A 16,314-nucleotide genomic window follows, 5' to 3' on the forward strand; every position below is an offset into this window, starting at 1 on the left:
TATCACCCCTTTTCTTCCAGCGTTTCCCAACGCTGGTAAAGACTTGCAAGCTCCTGCTCGTCGGCTACCAGTTGTTGATTAAATGCGGAGATTGCTTGGGCTTCTTGTTGATAGAAATTGGCTTCAGTCATTCTCAGCTGCGATTGCGCAATCCTTTGTTCCAATGCTTCAATTTTTTGTGGAAGTTGGGCTAATTCCCGTTGCTCATTGAAGCTTAGTTTCGCCGTGTTTTTTACCCGCTTCACAGGTTTTGCTATAGTCTCTCGTTGCTGTTTTTTCTGAGTGCGATAATCCTCGTAACCACCAACATATTCATTAAATTGTCCCTCTCCTTCATAAACTAAAACACTGGTGACCACCTGATTAATAAATGCCCTGTCATGGCTGATTAATAATAATGTGCCCGGGTAATCCATCAACATGTTTTCCAATAACTCCAGAGTTTCTATATCAAGATCGTTGGTTGGCTCATCCATAACCAGCAAATTGACTGGCTTTGCTAACAATTTGGCAAGCAGTAAGCGATTACGTTCTCCACCTGAAAGTGTAGCAACCGTTTGATTAAAGCGCTCTGGTGGGAATAAAAATTCGCGAAGATAAGAAGCGACATGCTTTTGCTGACCGTTAATCGTTACATAATCAGCACCATCCCCCACATTGGCCATGACTGTCTGCTGCTCATCAAGTTTCCGCCTTAATTGGTCAAAATAAGCGACCTCAAGAGAGGTTCCCTGACGCACGGAACCAGAATCCGGTGTTAACTCTCCTAATAACAAACGAACAAGGGTAGTTTTTCCACAACCATTAGGTCCAATAATTCCAACCTTATCTCCACGCATTAGCAATAAAGAAAAATCATCCACCAATGTTTTACCAGCAATACTATAATTTAAGTTTTTCGCTTCAATGACCATTGCTCCTGAACGTGAAACGTCAAGAGAAATGGCTTGTACTTTGCCCAATTGTTCACGACGTGCCTTATATTGCTCGCGCATAGCCTTTAAAGCACGAACACGTCCCTCATTGCGTGTACGACGCGCTTTAATACCCGTCCGTATCCAAGTCTCTTCATCAGCAAGACGTTTATCGAATAAATCATTTTGTTTTTGTTCGCTTAAACGTTTCGCCTCTCTTCTATCAAGATAAGTTTCATAATCACAGTCATAACTGTAAAGTTTGCCACGATCAATTTCGACAATACGGTTTGCCACTTGACCTAAAAACTCACGATCATGAGTCACTAGCAACAAACTGCCTGTATAAGTCTTTAAATAGGATTCCAACCATTCGATTGCATTCACATCAAGGTGGTTGGTTGGCTCATCGAGTAACAATAGATCAGGGGAGGCTATCAAGGCCGCCACTAATAAGGCACGGCGCTTCATTCCTCCTGATAACTCACTCATCTGGGCATTAGGATCAACACCCAAGCGACTTGCCATCATTTCAACACGCGGCAAAATATCCCAAGCATGCAAATTATCCATTTTTTGTTGACATTGCGCTAACTTAGCTGTGTCATTTGCTTGAGTTAAGGCATGAAACTGCGAGAGTACCTCTCCAACCTCACCTAAGCTTTTTACGAGAAAATGGTAGACCGATTCTTTAGCGCTTAATGGAACTTCTTGGGTTAAACCTGCGACACGCAAACCGTTAATGCGGCTCAGTTGCCCACTATCAGCTACTAACTCGCCCTGCAAAAGGCGCAGCAAAGAAGACTTACCAGCCCCATTTCTACCAACCAAAGCAACTCTATCCTGCGGCTGAATCTGCCAATCCACTTTATCAAGCAAACAGTTGCTCGCAAGATTTAACGTAACACCATGAAAAGAAACTATACTCATACAAACTCATCATTCATCTAAGATAAAAGCAGATAATCAATTGTTTACCAAGCCTTTTCAAATTCTACCGGGAGGTGATTGTTCCTTCAGTACGATTTGCTGCTTTTTTGCAGCAAAGTTAAAAAGACAACCTATTCTTTTTTTAAAATTAAACGCTTGCCCTTTTGCGATAAATCAAATTGCGCTAATACGTTCATACCCAATAAAACAATTTCGTCATCATCACCAGGCACAATTACCGCCTTGATGTTTTGCAGTTTGAAATCAGCAAAAGAAAGTCTTTCTAATCGCGTTAAGGCACCGGTTACCTCACCACTCGCTGTTTTTATCGTGACAGCATAGCGGCCTTTTAAATTCATTTTTTTTGCTAAATGCTCCGGCACCGCAACTAAAGTCGCCCCCGTATCCAACAAAAATTTTACAGGATGATCATTAATGAAACCATCAATATAATAGTGCCCCTGCCTATCAGGCGTAATAGCGATTGTCCCGGCATTAATCTGATATTTTCCTTGATCTGCATTATTATAATAATAGAAAAATAAAAACAGCATTCCAAAGAAAATGAGCCAAACTACCAGGAACATAAAGCGTCCTGCTTTGGTATATTCCGAATTATTCACCTGAGGAATCTTTATTTGTTTGGCAGAACCATGATTCCTTCAACTTCTACCTGTGCGCCGCGGGGCAAAGCACTTACGCCTATTGCCGCTCTTGCAGGATATGGCTCGGCAAAGTATCGAGTCATAGCCTCATTGACTAAAGGGAAATGGCTTAAATCGGTCAGATAGACTGTCAGTTTCACAAGATTTGCAAGACTGCCACCGGCCGCTTCACAAACTGCCATTAAGTTATCAAACACTTGGTTAATCTGCATACGGACTTCGGTGCTACATAATTGCATAGTCTTTGGATCGAGCGGTATTTGTCCTGACAAATAAACAGTATTTCCACAACGGATTGCTTGACTATAGGTACCAATCGCTGCTGGTGCCAAATCACTGTGAATGGGTTGCATTAATTATTCTCCTGCTTATTACGATAAAGGCGCATCACTACTTTATTTGCCCGCAAGCGGCGCATTACTCTGGCTAAATGAGTCCTATCACGCACACTTATGGAAAAAGTTACTGCATTATGGCGACCATCTCTCGGATCCACGTTAATATTGCCTATATTCGACTCTGCTTCAGAAATTGCCGTCGCTAATGCGGCAAGAACCCCTCGTTGATTGGCCACCTCGACGGTAATATCGACCCAGTACTCTCCTTGTACTTGCTCATCCCAACGCAACGAAATCAATTGTTCGGGATTACCTCGTCCTTGGTTGATATTGAGGCAATCACTAGCATGAACGATAATACCACGACCTTGTTGAAAACGACCTACAATATTATCACCAGGAATAGGTTGGCAACAGTCAGCAAAATGAACCACCATTCCCTCTGTCCCTTTAATTGCCAAAGGTCGACTCTTCGTACTTTTATCAAGCTCTGTAGTTTCTTGTGAAATGATCAAGCGCTTGGCGATCACCATTGGCATCTGATTACCAATACCAATCGCATAGAGTAGTTCATCTGAAGATTTATAATTTAAATCATGAAGCAGCGCTTGCAACGTTTCAGGAGGCACCTTTGCATAGTCACTGGATAATTCCGTCAGCGATTGTTCCAATAAACGTTTTCCAAGCACAATGGATTCGGCATGCTGCTGGCTTTTTAAAAAATGACGAATATTAGAACGCGCTTTTCCAGTTACCACAAAATTTAACCAAGCTGGATTTGGATGAGCACCAGGGGCCGTAATAATTTCTACCGTTTGCCCATTAGTCAGTGGAATACTTAAAGGAACTAAACGACGATTAACCTTTGCCGCGACACAACTGTTACCAACCCCAGAATGCACCGTATAAGCAAAATCCACCGGAGTAGCCCCTTTAGGGAGCTCCATAATATGCCCCTTAGGTGTAAACACATAAACTTCATCTGGGAATAAATCGATTTTGACGTTTTCAATAAACTCCAGAGAATTGCCGGTACTTCGTTGCATTTCTAGTAATCGCTGCACCCATTCTCGCGCCCGCAACTGGGCTTCATTGACCTCTAAACCTGAAGACTTATAAATCCAGTGTGCAGCTACCCCATTTTCCGCAACCTTGTCCATGTCCCGCGTTCGTATTTGTACTTCCAGCGGTACTCCAAAAGGACCAAATAAGGTCGTGTGCAATGATTGGTAACCATTCGCTTTAGGGATACCAATATAGTCTTTAAATCGCTGCGGAACTGGCTTGTAAGTACGATGTAACGCGCCGAGGACACGATAACAAGAGTCAATATCTTCTGTAATCACTCGAAAAGCAAAAACATCAGTAATTTCGGCAAAAGAAGCTTTCTTCTGCCGCATTTTACGATAGATACTATATAAGTGCTTTTGTCTGCCAAAAACATGCTCGTAAGGAATGTTGAGTTGTTTTAATGCTTGTTCTAAATCTTGCTCAATTTTTTGCGTTAATTCGCGCCGATTTCCACGTGACTTCTCAACAGCCGACTTGATGGCGCGATAACGCATAGGATAGAGGGCTTGAAACCCTAAATCTTCAAGTCCAGTATAGATTGCATGCATCCCTAAGCGATTGGCGATCGGGGCATAAATCTCCAGGGTTTCTATGGCAATCCGGCGTCTTTTCACCGATGGCATTGCCCCTAAGGTGCGCATATTGTGGTAGCGATCAGCGAGTTTCACAATAATGACACGAATGTCCTTCACCATGGCAAGGACCATTTTACGAAAATTTTCTGCTTGCGCTTCGGCGCGTGATTCAAACTTAATTTTGGTTAATTTGGTGACCCCATCTACTAATGCAGTCACATCTTCCCCAAATTGCTGAATTAAATCCTCTTTGCTAATTGAAGTATCTTCAACTACATCATGAAGCAGTGTCGCCATGATGGTTTGATAATCTAAACGCATGCGTGCCAAAATTAAGGCAGCAGCAACCGGATGAGTAATATAAGGCTCACCTGAACGGCGCATTTGGCCTTGATGTGCTTTTTCAGCCACTAAGAAAGCTTGATAACATTTCTCAATAAGCGGTTGCTCAAGGTAGCATTTAAGCTCTTCGTCTAACGCCTTAAAGTAGCTCACGCAATACTCCTGTCCCTTCAACTACCACTTATAGATATTGGCTGTAAAAGTCCATAGTAGAATATTCTGAAGTTTTTCGCCAATGCAAAGGTAAAACCCGGATTTTAGGCAGTATAACAGTAAAAATTTGCAACAAATCCTGAAAAATCTGCAGGTTCAAACCACAATCACGGTGACGAAAGATTCTCAATTAGTCTTTGTCCAGAATATCCGGCTTAATTAATCCTGCCGCAATTTCACGCAAAGCAACTACAGTAGGTTTATCATTTTCCCATTCAACCAGTGGTTGCTCACCACGTACGGCGATCTCTCGAGCACGCTTCGTGGCCACCATTACCAGCTCAAAGCGATTTGCTACGTGTTCTAAGCAATCTTCTACGGTTACACGTGCCATAACATCAACCCTCCAGGAACTAAAACATTGTCAATCAATGATAGCTATGGGCCCTATTAGTTCACTTGTAACTCATTTTCTAACATCTTTTCTATTAATATAGCTAATATGTAAGTAATAAAGTCAGAAAATCAATGTCTTGGAGTTTAGCAGAACTTTTGAGGGCCCAAAAATAGTCTATTTTACTGCGATGACAACAGGAAAGAAAGTAGTTTTCTCTGCTGTTGTGCTTGACGCTTCATTTTCAAGCGATTTGCTATCACAATAGCCTGCAATTCTACAGAGGCTTTTTCAAAATCGTCATTAACGATAAGATAATCAAATTCAGGAAAATGACTTAACTCATCTTGTGCCCGTTTCATTCGCTCTTGGATAACATCTTCATTATCTTGTCGTCTACCCAGAAGTCGCTGCTTGAGAATATTTAGGGAAGGAGGAACAATAAACACAGAGAGCGACTCAGGAAAAATGCGACGAATTTGTTGTGCACCCTGCCAATCGATGTCTAAAACCACATCAATTCCCGACTCTAACCGCGCTTTGATTTGCGCAACCGAAGTACCATAGTGGTGGTCAAACACACGAGCATATTCAACAAAGGCACTCTCATTAACCATAGCCAAGAACTGCTGCTCATCAACAAAAAAATAATCAACGCCATCTTTCTCACCAGGACGCATACTGCGTGTTGTATGGGAAATTGAGACTGCTATATTATCCATAGCATTGACCAATTTTCTCACCAAACTGGTTTTCCCTCCTCCAGAGGGAGCCGCGACTATTATCAAATTGCCTGTAGTAACAGTCATAGTATTTACTCTATATTTTGTATTTGTTCCCGCATCTGCTCAATTAAGACTTTCATTTCGACTGCACTTTGCGTTAAGGCAATCGAGTCTGATTTTGAGCTCAATGTGTTCGCCTCTCGGTTTAATTCCTGCATTAGAAAATCTAAACGACGTCCTGCAACTTCATTACTTCCCAAAGCCTTAGCAACTTCTTTTACATGGATCTGCAAGCGATCTAATTCTTCACTTACATCCGCGCGAGCTATCAGCAAAGCTATTTCTTGTTCGACTCTGGTATTGTCAACTTCTAATTGTAAACCATTTAAACGAGTAAATAACTTATCACGAGTCTGTCCTCCAAGGGTAGAAACTTGTTCCAAGCTATTTTGTATTTCTTTATCTAACTTTTTTAGACGAATTTCAATTTGCGTTTTTAATGCTTTGCCTTCAGCTTCCCGAACTGCTAACAGTTGCCTTAATGCCTCTTCAAAAAGTTGTTCCGCCTGCTGTCCCAATAACTCAGTATCAGGTTGCTTAACTTCGACGATACCCGGCCACGCCAAAACAGTGCTTAATGATAAATCATTGGCGATAAACTTTTTGGTTGCCAATTTTTCCCCTGCTTCCAGCAAATCATTGACTAGTTTTTCATTAATGAGCATGGATTGATTGCAATCCACTGAAGCCTGAAATTTTAATTGGCACTCCAATTTACCGCGGCTTACTTTATCACGCAGTAAAGTCCGCAATGAAGTTTCTAAAAAACGAAATGACTCAGGAAGACGAAAAGATACATCAAGGTAACGATGGTTTACAGATTTGATTTCCCAACAGAAAATTCCAGCATCAAACTGGCGTTGCACCCTGGCAAAAGCGGTCATACTGTGCGTCATATTGTGATACTAATTCGTCTAACGTGGGCGCGACTATATACTAAATTTGTACAAATGCAAGCCTTGCTTTTCAATTCATATCCCTTCTAAATTCCAAAAAAATTATTTTAATTCTTATGAAAGCAGCAGTGTTGCTTTCTTCTACAGTCTGGCAGAAATGGCTGACATAAGAGAGATCCAGGTGCATAGTCTAGAGGAAAGGTTTATACTTGCTCATTTTATCGAGGATTTATCATGCGCCCCAGTAATCGTGAGTCTAACCAATTACGCCCTATTAAAATTACTCGAAATTTTACCCAGCATGCAGAAGGCTCTGTTCTCATCGAATTTGGCCAAACACGCATCTTATGTAATGCATCAGTTATCGAAGGTGTTCCAAGATTTTTGAAAGGCAAAAATCAAGGTTGGGTAACCGCTGAATATGGCATGCTACCTCGCGCAACACATAGTCGGACCGAACGTGAAGCAAGCAAAGGTAAACAAGGTGGCAGAACCCTGGAAATCCAACGCTTAATTGGACGCTCTTTGCGCACTTGCGTTGATTTAAAAGTACTTGGTGAAAATACTATTACCTTAGACTGTGACGTTATCCAAGCAGATGGAGGCACGCGTACTGCAGCAATTACGGGGGCCTGTGTTGCGTTAAAAGATGCAGTTACCTGGATGGTGGCGCGTGAAAAACTACGCAAAATGCCAACTTTTAATTATGTCGCTGCTGTTTCTGTTGGTATTTATCGTGGCCAAGCCGTGCTCGATTTGGATTATGCCGAAGATGTCTTAGCTGAAACAGATATGAACATTGTTATGAATGAAGAAAACCATTTTATTGAAATCCAAGGGACTGCTGAGGACAAGAGCTTTAGCCGCGAACAGCTTAACAACATGCTCGCTTTGGCTGAAAGCGGAATTGCGCAATTGATTGAAATACAGAAAAGCGCTTAAATCAATAGAATTTGTAGCCTTGCCATACTAATAAGGCTACAAACCTACTCACATTTACGTATTGATATGGTCAACATTACTGACAGAATTCATCGCATCCAAGAGCTCATCGCTTCGAGTGCAAAATACTATCAGCGTTGCCCTCAGGAAATACTATTGCTCGCCGTTAGCAAAGGGCACAGTATTCATGCAATTTTGGAAGCCTATCAGGCAGGGTTAAGAAATTTTGGTGAAAATCACTATCAAGAAGCACGACAAAAAATTCAAGCCCTCCATTCTTTAGGCATTTGTTGGCATTTTATAGGACCTATTCAGAGTAATAAGGCTAAGAACATTGCTCAAAATTTCAGTTGGGTTCACAGTGTAAGTCGCGAAGAGATTGCCTATTTACTCAACAAACACCGCTCAGCTTATTTACCCCCTCTGAATGTGTGCTTGCAAATTAATCTTGATAATGAAGAAAGCAAGTCAGGCATTAGTCCTGGACAAGTCGAAGAATTGGCAGCATTCATTATTAAACTGCCTAATCTAAAATTGCGCGGTTTAATGGCTATTCCCCTACCCCAAAAGGAAGAGGAACAGCAGTATGAAAGTCTTTCACGACTTACCCATTTATTTATTGAGCTCAATAAAAAAATGGACTTATCAATGGATACTCTTTCTATGGGAATGAGTGAAGATTTAATCGCTGCAATTCGAGCGGGTAGTACTATCGTACGCATTGGACGAGCCTTATTTGGTGACAGAGAAGAGAGTGCTTAACTTGTAGAAAGGAGCATGAATGAAGATAAGTTTTATAGGCTTTGGTAATATGGCGCAAGCCATTGCTCGAGGATTAATCGCCAACAAAAAATATCAAATTTTTGCAGCAGCGCCTTCGCTTGCCAGCGAAATGCTAGAAGACATCTGCCGCTCGCCCAACAATTTGGAGATAGCAAATGTGGCAGATGTTGTCATTCTGGCAGTTAAACCTGCGAAAATAGCAGAGGTATTGCATGAAATCAGCTTAGCACTTCCTCCTCATTGCCTCCTCATTTCTGTTGCCGCGGGCGTAAGTCTCGCATCACTTGCACAACCTTGTCGCAAAGAACAGGCAATTATTCGTAGCATGCCTAACCTTCCTATCTCCATTGGTAAGGGAGCAACACCGATGATTGCAAACCATCAAGTCACGACGCTACATAAACAATGGGCTGAAGAAATATTTCAAACCTTAGGCATAGTTCATTGGACTCGTGAAGAAAATGACATGAATCCTTTTACCGCTTTATCAGGGAGTGGACCTGCTTACGTTTTTCTTTTTATAGAAGCGATGATTGAAGCCGCCAAAAAATTAGGGCTTAATGAAGAAATAGCTAAAACCTTTACCTTGCAAACATTCGAAGGTGCCTTAGCCTTGGCATCCAAGCCTAATATTGATATTAGCGAGTTAAGAAAAAAAGTAACCTCCCCTGCAGGTACAACTGCTGCTGCATTAGACGTATTGAATAGCCATGAATTTAAAGAGTTGTTATTTAAAGCAATGAAAGCTGCCAGCGAACGTGCTGCACAGCTAAGCTCCTAACTTTATCGCTCTGAACTTTATAAGGAAGAAGAATTTAGTTTGCTATGATATTCGCCGTATAATAACAAACTATCTACGCTAAAGATTTCATTTAGGGCCGGGTTGACAATTCGCTGTTTTGAGCCAAAATGGCTTGATTTTTGAACACGAAGCGCAGCATACATGAAGTATGTGAGCATCGGAGTACAGAAAATCAAGCCATTTTGGCCAAAGCAGTAAAATTGTCAACCGACCCGAAGCTTTGAGAGAAAATTATGTCAGGTTTAATTGCTGTTACTTATTTTTTAGTCGAACTATTTTTTAATTTAATCCTCTTTGTACTGTGGTTGCGAATAGCCCTTCGCTATTTTCGTATTAGTGCCTTGCATCCTGCGAGTCAGCTAATCTATCGTCTTACGAATCCCATTGTACATCCCATCGAGCGCTTAATTTACTCCGAAAACACCCCTTTAAAACAATATGATTGGGTGAGTTTTGCTTTAATCATTGTTATTGAAATCATTAAGTATTTGATAATTGGTTTAATTTTTCACGGTCTCCTACTACCCGTTTCGTACTTACTACTATTTGCCTTTACTGATTTAATTGTTCAAGTTTGTAACTTGCTTTTTTACCTTATTCTTATTCGTGTTGTTATGAGCTGGGTAAACCCTACATGGCAGCATCCCTTTCTGGATATTATGAAGTTAATTACCGAGCCACTATTAGAGATTGGGCGCCGCATTGTACCTGATATTTCCGGTTTTGATTTTTCACCTTTTATTATCCTTGTGATTTTAAAAGTGATTACGTTATTCATGGAGGCTTCACTCCCCTTTAGGATGTAAGCAAAAAAAGTTAAGGGGAGCTATACTTGAAACAGATTAACCTTGAGGATAATCTTATGACTAGTCGCCTAGTAAGCGCTTTCGGGATAGCTTCTCTTAGTTTGTCCTTAAATGCCTTTGCACAATCACAGATGTATTGCCCTCAAAATCATGGTTATATTAACTTAGGAATGACCCCTGATCAGGTCATATCAGCTTGTGGTCAACCACTCAGCAAACAGCAATCCAATACACCGGTGATGCAAAAAGTTCCAGTCATGCAGCTATTATATAATAACCAAGGTTCACAATCCGCGTTTTATGGAGTCTGGTCTTTACCAGTAGGCACTAATAGTGGTGCGCAGCTTGAAATCGATATTGTTGATAATAAAGTCAGTGCCGTACGTATAAACGGTTCCAATACGAATGCATTCTCTATCTGTGGTGGCTCAATGGTGCAAATCGGCGACCCCGTTAACAAGGTATATGGTTCCTGCGGTAATCCTTCTTTGGTTAATAACACATTCATTAATCAACCTATTCAGAGTAATCAAAAGCCTGAAATATGGACTTATCAAACTAACCAATACCAAACTCCGTTTAACTTGACTTTTGTCAATGGCAAATTACAATCCATCGATTAATTAATCTATTGTATGGAATGTATTCATGAGCGAAACAGTTGATGATTTGACTATTGCCTATAGTGAAAATGGCACTGAAACTGTAAAAGAATTGGACAAGCATGTATTATCTAAAGGTGCTTGGACAACAATTATGTATCGTTATCAAGATTGGGACAATGCAAAGCAGGATTTTGGTCAAGTTAAATATTCGATACGACGTTATCAAAAGAAGAACAATCAATATTGGATGAAATCAAAATTTAACATCTCGAGCGAAGATCAAGCCCGCAAAATCATTGACGTACTTTCTAATTGGTTAGAGGATGAAAAAAAATAATTAAAAGAAATCATTGCGAGGAACCCTTTACAAACAGTCAGCGTGAAGGGATATAAATTAAACAAGTTCCATGCTAACGAAACAATTTCTTTTTACAAATGCAGGTCACTACTTGCCACAACTATCTGCACTATAAACAGCAGAAGTATCTGAGCAATAAATTTGTCCGGTAGGACCAGAAGTACGAGCATCACTCCCAAAGAGGGTACCCCCAATATAACCGAGCAGTGAGGGTAAAAATAACAAAACTACTGCTATACACACTTGACTAATTGCTTGTCCAATAGGCACCTGGGTAGGATTGTCCTTGTGTTGCTTAAACTTCATAATAGCAACAATTGTAAAGGCTAACCCCCCTATATAACTGATTGCCGTAATAAGTCTTGCCAAACTCGTAAATGAACTTGTTATCGATGAAGAGACATTGCCCAATGTTTCTGGTGTAGCGGCTTCCACACCCTGTAGCTGTGGAAAAACTAAAAACAGTAGCAGTAAAACTAACCGCAATTGGATCATCTTATTTCCCAATTTTGAAAATTTGGTCAATCTATTATTTTTATTGGTTTTTTTAGTGAATGCATTTTATGCAATTATAGTTCTAAATTGAATTTTTTATACTCTTTTTGCGGAAATAAATACTTCATAAGCAGCAAGTCAAATTGTTTTTTTAGAGCATTTTTTGAATCCTGAGTTAAACCCCTTTATAATCTCTTGTTTATTTAGACTTTTCAGGTGCCACTTGCATGAAATATCGTTCCATAGCCTTGCTGTTGACGTTGGTGGCTGTTCTTTTTCTAACATACTCTGTATTTTTTCCTACTCAAAAAATTCATGGAAGAACTATAGAGCCGAAACCTGTCATAGTAGAAACTGCGCCAGTTACTGCAAAAATTCTTGCTGATCAATTTGAAACAATAGGAAGCTTGGCCAGCACCGATAATATCGATATCAGTTCTGAGCTTGCGGGGCAAATTTCTGCAATTTATTTCAAACCTGGAGCAAATGTTAAAAAAGGAACGTTGCTTATTCAGTTGGATGCAACCGTTTTAAAAAGTGAATTGGCAAGTGCTAAAGCCAATTTAGCTTTGAGTGAAACCAGTTATGAGCGTACTAGCGAGTTAGCAAAAAGAAAACTTGCTTCAGAACAAGCATTGGACCAAGCATTAGCTGATTTGCGTGGAAAACAAAACACAGTGAAAGCAAAGCAAGCTCAACTTGAAAAGCTAAGTCTTCGTGCTCCCTTCTCCGGAACTCTGGGTTCAAGGCAAGTGAGTATTGGACAATATGTGAAAGTAGGCCAACCACTTGTGCGCTTAGTGGCCAATCAAAAATTGCGTGTTGAATATAATCTCCCAGAACGCTATTTACCCCGTTTGCAAGAAGGTCAACAAGTTACAGTGGTATCCGATGCTTTTCCAGATGAAGTTTACACAGGCTTTGTGAATTACATTGATCCTGCTGTAGATAAAGAAACACGAACTATTGCTGTTGAAGCATTAATTGATAATAAGCAAGATTTATTATCTGCTGGGTTATTCGTACGTGTTAACCATGAATTTGGTGAGAAAAAAAGACGACTTCTTGTTCCAGAAGAAAGCTTGATCCCCACTATCAATGGCCAAAAAATTTTCGTGTTACGCAATGATAAAGCGGTGGCTGTACCTGTGAAAACCGGCGCACATCACGGGGCAATGACAGAAATCTGCAATGGCTTAAACAAAGATGATGTCATCATCATTCGTGGCCAACACAAACTTAGAGAAGGCAGCTTTGTTATTGACATTCATCAAGGATAAAAACGATTGTGATTTTTTCAGAACTTTGCATTAAACGCCCTGTTTTCACTATTGTCTTATCCTTACTGTTAGTGATTACAGGCTTTCTTCATTACAATAAACTGGTCGTGAGGCACTTACCCAATATTGATAAACCCGTGGTTCATATTGCCACTGATTTTGAGGGTGCAAGTCCAGAGCTGGTGGAGAAAGAAATTACTATTCCCATAGAAAATGGTTTATCTGGTATTTCTGGCATTGATACCTTGCGCTCAACAAGTATGCTCGGAAAAAGTCGTATCAATATTGATTTTCAACTTGGCGTTGATATCAATGAAACCATTAGCGACATCCGTAATAAATTATCAATGATACAAGCGAAATTACCCAAAGATAGTCGCCCCCCTACTGTCAGTAAAAACGATGCAGATGCCAATCCTGTCTTGTTACTAGGCTTTCACGATGGCAGTAAAACACCACTTGAAATTACCGACTATGTAAATCGTTTTATAAAACCTGTTTTACAAGAAGTGAAGGGTGTGGGAGAGGTTGTATATCATGGTAATCGTGATTATGCGGTTAAAATCGCATTAGATCCCGTAAAAATGGCAGCCCATCATATTACAGTCGCGCAGGTAAAAAGAGCACTCACTCAACAAAACATTGATGTCCCTAGTGGCCAAATAAAAAGCGATAATCGATTTTACACGGTAGTTACTCATGCTCGTTTACAAAATGCCAAGAACTTTGCCGATTTAGTAATTGCTCAACATAATAACCAGCAGATCCATTTAGGGGAACTTGCTACCATAACCGTAGGTAGTGAGAATGAGGACAATCTACTGCGAATTAATGGCAGACCCGCCGTTGGACTTGCCATATTAGCTCAATCAACAGCAAATCCAGTAGACGTCGCAATAGAGATAAAGAAGAGCCTGGCTATTTTGCAACCAACACTTCCTCCACATTTTACAGTCCAACTGGTTTTCGACTCAACTTTGTTTATTAAACAATCCATTCGTGAGGTTTATAAAACTTTTCTTGAAGCAACCTTATTTGTGGCCATTGTTGTTTTTTTATTTATTGGTAATTTACGTGCAGCCATCATCCCAATTATTACCATTCCGATATGTCTTATCAGTGCTTTTTGGCCTATGTATTTATTAGGGTTTGAGTTAAACATAATTACTCTGTTAGCGATGGTGCTGGCCATTGGCTTAGTTGTTGATGATGCTATTGTTGTATTAGAAAATTGTCATCGTCATATACAAACTGGTCTAACTCCAATGCAGGCCGCTATTAAAGGAAGTCATGAAATTATTTTTGTCATTTTAGCAATGACCATTACCTTAGCTGCCGTTTATACGCCCATGGGATTTGTTTCAGGTTTCACTGGTAAGTTATTTTTGCAATTTGGCATTACCTTGGCAGTTAGTGTACTCATCTCTGGTTTGATTGCATTAAGTTTATCTCCCATGATGTGTTCAAAGTTATTAAATAGTAAAGAAGGACGCTATAGTAACTGGTTAAATCAGCAATTTGAAAAACTAAATGGCCACTATTTCAAAAGTTTAAATTTTGCCCTGAAACATCCTTTATTGTTGATTGGTATTTTATTGAGTTGCTGTTTTATTGGTTTTTTATGCTATCACCAATTAGGTGCAGAATTAGCACCCTCTGAAGATCAAGGTTATATTATTGGCTCACTCTCTTCGCCAACCAACTCCAGTACTCATTATACTGATCAATATACCCAAGAGCTGGAATCCATTTATGAAACAATTCCCGAGAAATCAGCTTATCTTGCATCAATAAGACCCACATCAGCGTTTACATTACTAAAACTTACGCCATGGAAAGAGCGACATCGAAAGCAAAAGGAAATAAGTAATGACCTTAGCGAGAAAATGCAAAAAATCACTGGCGTCAATGTTTTTCCAGTGAGTCCCAATCCATTAGGCCAACGCATAGGCAATAGTCAATTTAGTTTAGCACTGTTGGGCAATACCTCTTATTTAAGACTTAATGAAATAAGTAGTGAAATCGTCAGGATTCTTGATGATTACCCCGGCCTTAAACATGTAAAAAATACTTTAGCACTCGACAGTGAACAAATTAATATTGAAATTGATCGACAATTAGCTGCCGATTTAGATGTTAATCTAGCTGATGTTGCCGAGTTATTATCAACCATGTTAGGTGGTAGCAACCCTGCCAACTTTACCTATGAAGGTCAGGCTTATAAAGTTATTCTGCAAGTACAGCAAGCAGAGAGACGAGATGTTGCCGTGCTTAACAAACTGTATGTGCAAAGTGGTCGTGGAAGGATGATCCCGTTATCCACCTTAATTAATGTTCATAACACCATAGGACCCGATAACCTTCCTCATTTAAATCGCATGCGCAGCGCCAATATCAGTGCTGAACTTGGGCCTGAGGCACATCTTGATGAAGTCATTAAAGATGTACAAAATTTATTACAAGAAAAGCTTCCTGACGACATTCAATACCGTTTTACGGGTGCTGTAAAAGACTATTTGGAGTCAGCTGGAAGCAGCTTTTATGCATTTTTACTGGCATTATTATTTATTTATCTAGTCTTAGCCGCTCAATTTGAAAGTTTTATTGATCCCTTAATTGTTCTTTTTAGTGTTCCTTTAAGTTTAGTAGGTGCCATTCTTACACTCTTTATTTTCCACGAAAGTTTATCAATTTACAGCAATATCGGAATCATCACGCTCATCGGACTTGTTACCAAACACGGGATTATGATTACAGCATTTGCCAATCAACAGATTAATCTTGGACAGGAGCGAATGGCTGCCGTTCTTGAAGGGGCACGCATCCGTTTTAGGCCCATTTTAATGACTACTCTGGCAATGATTCTCGGCGCTCTTCCCTTAGCCTTGGCCACAGGTGCAGGCAGTGAAAGTAGACAACAATTAGGGCTTGTTATTATCGGAGGCATGTTAGTTGGAACCTTATTCTCCTTATACATTGTACCCTTTGCTTATTTAGTCATTTCAAGAAGAAAAGCCTGCGTAAAAAACTCTTTAGCGAAAAAAGATTTTTACCAAGATGAACATGAGTTAGATTTCAAAAAAGATTAATGAGTCCCTATCTTTGCTGCGAATGACGAGGGGTACAATAGCACAACATAATGGCTCCCGCGGCCGATGCCGTGAGGTTTGTCTCCGATTA

The 16,314-nt window shown here is 40.2% G+C and carries 16 protein-coding genes; 8 read left to right on the plus strand and 8 right to left on the minus strand.

Annotated elements, in window-relative coordinates:
• Nucleotides 1–2: 2 nt before the first annotated feature.
• From Lbru_RS15855 to Lbru_RS15885, 7 genes are all read right to left on the minus strand, one after another.
• Nucleotides 3–1,844 carry an ATP-binding cassette domain-containing protein gene (locus Lbru_RS15855; RefSeq protein WP_058443084.1) on the minus strand — a complete coding sequence of 614 codons (1,842 nt, stop codon included), beginning with the start codon at nucleotides 1,842–1,844 and terminating at the stop codon, nucleotides 3–5.
• 131 nt (nucleotides 1,845–1,975) lie between these two features.
• Entirely contained in the window at nucleotides 1,976–2,467 is a 492-nt protein-coding gene (locus Lbru_RS15860) for a retropepsin-like aspartic protease family protein (RefSeq protein WP_058443085.1), read from the minus strand.
• A gap of 11 nt (nucleotides 2,468–2,478) precedes the next feature.
• A complete protein-coding gene (locus tag Lbru_RS15865; protein WP_058443086.1) occupies nucleotides 2,479–2,862 on the minus strand; it encodes a RidA family protein in 384 nt (127 codons plus the stop codon).
• Nucleotides 2,862–4,988, minus strand: coding sequence for a bifunctional GTP diphosphokinase/guanosine-3',5'-bis pyrophosphate 3'-pyrophosphohydrolase (gene spoT, locus Lbru_RS15870; RefSeq protein WP_058443087.1), 2,127 nt, complete (start codon nucleotides 4,986–4,988; stop codon nucleotides 2,862–2,864). Before spoT ends, Lbru_RS15865 begins: the two co-directional genes overlap by 1 nt.
• Nucleotides 4,989–5,178: 190 nt before the next feature.
• Nucleotides 5,179–5,382, minus strand: coding sequence for a DNA-directed RNA polymerase subunit omega (gene rpoZ / locus Lbru_RS15875; RefSeq protein WP_058443088.1), 204 nt, complete (start codon nucleotides 5,380–5,382; stop codon nucleotides 5,179–5,181).
• A gap of 182 nt (nucleotides 5,383–5,564) precedes the next feature.
• A complete protein-coding gene (gene gmk, locus Lbru_RS15880) occupies nucleotides 5,565–6,191 on the minus strand; it encodes a guanylate kinase (RefSeq protein ID WP_058443089.1) in 627 nt (208 codons plus the stop codon).
• Nucleotides 6,192–6,196: 5 nt separating this feature from the next.
• Complete coding sequence (locus Lbru_RS15885; protein ID WP_058443090.1) at nucleotides 6,197–7,063, minus strand: YicC/YloC family endoribonuclease; 867 nt, start codon at nucleotides 7,061–7,063, stop codon at nucleotides 6,197–6,199.
• A 234-nt stretch (nucleotides 7,064–7,297) separates the two neighbouring features.
• On the opposite strand from Lbru_RS15885, the gene rph reads away from it, so the two are divergent.
• The 6 genes from rph to Lbru_RS15915 all read left to right on the plus strand — a co-directional run bounded on the left by rph (nucleotide 7,298) and on the right by Lbru_RS15915 (nucleotide 11,338).
• Nucleotides 7,298–8,005: a ribonuclease PH gene (gene rph / locus Lbru_RS15890; RefSeq protein ID WP_058443091.1), complete on the plus strand. Its 708-nt coding sequence runs from the start codon at nucleotides 7,298–7,300 to the stop codon at nucleotides 8,003–8,005.
• A gap of 66 nt (nucleotides 8,006–8,071) precedes the next feature.
• Complete coding sequence (locus Lbru_RS15895; protein WP_058443092.1) at nucleotides 8,072–8,767, plus strand: YggS family pyridoxal phosphate-dependent enzyme; 696 nt, start codon at nucleotides 8,072–8,074, stop codon at nucleotides 8,765–8,767.
• Nucleotides 8,768–8,786: 19 nt separating this feature from the next.
• Entirely contained in the window at nucleotides 8,787–9,569 is a 783-nt protein-coding gene (proC, locus tag Lbru_RS15900; protein WP_058443093.1) for a pyrroline-5-carboxylate reductase, read from the plus strand.
• Between the two features lie 254 nt (nucleotides 9,570–9,823).
• The gene (locus tag Lbru_RS15905; protein WP_058443094.1) at nucleotides 9,824–10,396 is read left to right on the plus strand and encodes a YggT family protein; all 573 of its coding nucleotides are present in this window, start codon (nucleotides 9,824–9,826) and stop codon (nucleotides 10,394–10,396) included.
• A gap of 56 nt (nucleotides 10,397–10,452) precedes the next feature.
• Nucleotides 10,453–11,019, plus strand: a complete 567-nt coding sequence (locus Lbru_RS15910; protein ID WP_058443095.1) for a DUF2845 domain-containing protein — start codon at nucleotides 10,453–10,455, stop codon at nucleotides 11,017–11,019.
• 25 nt (nucleotides 11,020–11,044) lie between these two features.
• Nucleotides 11,045–11,338, plus strand: coding sequence for a hypothetical protein (locus Lbru_RS15915; protein WP_058443096.1), 294 nt, complete (start codon nucleotides 11,045–11,047; stop codon nucleotides 11,336–11,338).
• A gap of 108 nt (nucleotides 11,339–11,446) precedes the next feature.
• Here Lbru_RS15915 and Lbru_RS15920 read toward each other — a convergent pair whose 3' ends face one another.
• Nucleotides 11,447–11,854, minus strand: coding sequence for a hypothetical protein (locus Lbru_RS15920; RefSeq protein ID WP_058443097.1), 408 nt, complete (start codon nucleotides 11,852–11,854; stop codon nucleotides 11,447–11,449).
• Between the two features lie 227 nt (nucleotides 11,855–12,081).
• Here Lbru_RS15920 and Lbru_RS15925 point away from each other — a divergent pair, with 227 nt between their 5' ends.
• Nucleotides 12,082–13,134, plus strand: coding sequence for an efflux RND transporter periplasmic adaptor subunit (locus Lbru_RS15925; RefSeq protein ID WP_058443098.1), 1,053 nt, complete (start codon nucleotides 12,082–12,084; stop codon nucleotides 13,132–13,134).
• Nucleotides 13,135–13,142: 8 nt separating this feature from the next.
• A complete protein-coding gene (locus Lbru_RS15930; RefSeq protein WP_058443099.1) occupies nucleotides 13,143–16,223 on the plus strand; it encodes an efflux RND transporter permease subunit in 3,081 nt (1,026 codons plus the stop codon).
• Nucleotides 16,224–16,314: the final 91 nt, after the last annotated feature.

It is taken from the genome of Legionella brunensis, assembly GCF_001467025.1.
GTDB lineage: Bacteria > Pseudomonadota > Gammaproteobacteria > Legionellales > Legionellaceae > Tatlockia > Tatlockia brunensis.

What these genes read in the sequence shown, in the direction of transcription:
- Lbru_RS15905 (WP_058443094.1), top strand. Translation starts at nt 9,824, where the DNA reads ATGTCAGGTTTAATTGCTGTTACTTATTTTTTAGTCGAACTATTTTTT.
- rph (WP_058443091.1), top strand. Translation starts at nt 7,298, where the DNA reads ATGCGCCCCAGTAATCGTGAGTCTAACCAATTACGCCCTATTAAAATT.
- Lbru_RS15915 (WP_058443096.1), top strand. Translation starts at nt 11,045, where the DNA reads ATGAGCGAAACAGTTGATGATTTGACTATTGCCTATAGTGAAAATGGC.
- Lbru_RS15865 (WP_058443086.1), bottom strand. Translation starts at nt 2,862, where the DNA reads ATGCAACCCATTCACAGTGATTTGGCACCAGCAGCGATTGGTACCTAT.
- Lbru_RS15895 (WP_058443092.1), top strand. Translation starts at nt 8,072, where the DNA reads ATGGTCAACATTACTGACAGAATTCATCGCATCCAAGAGCTCATCGCT.
- Lbru_RS15855 (WP_058443084.1), bottom strand. Translation starts at nt 1,844, where the DNA reads ATGAGTATAGTTTCTTTTCATGGTGTTACGTTAAATCTTGCGAGCAAC.
- gmk (WP_058443089.1), bottom strand. Translation starts at nt 6,191, where the DNA reads ATGACTGTTACTACAGGCAATTTGATAATAGTCGCGGCTCCCTCTGGA.
- rpoZ (WP_058443088.1), bottom strand. Translation starts at nt 5,382, where the DNA reads ATGGCACGTGTAACCGTAGAAGATTGCTTAGAACACGTAGCAAATCGC.
- proC (WP_058443093.1), top strand. Translation starts at nt 8,787, where the DNA reads ATGAAGATAAGTTTTATAGGCTTTGGTAATATGGCGCAAGCCATTGCT.
- Lbru_RS15925 (WP_058443098.1), top strand. Translation starts at nt 12,082, where the DNA reads ATGAAATATCGTTCCATAGCCTTGCTGTTGACGTTGGTGGCTGTTCTT.
- Lbru_RS15885 (WP_058443090.1), bottom strand. Translation starts at nt 7,063, where the DNA reads ATGACGCACAGTATGACCGCTTTTGCCAGGGTGCAACGCCAGTTTGAT.
- Lbru_RS15910 (WP_058443095.1), top strand. Translation starts at nt 10,453, where the DNA reads ATGACTAGTCGCCTAGTAAGCGCTTTCGGGATAGCTTCTCTTAGTTTG.
- Lbru_RS15920 (WP_058443097.1), bottom strand. Translation starts at nt 11,854, where the DNA reads ATGATCCAATTGCGGTTAGTTTTACTGCTACTGTTTTTAGTTTTTCCA.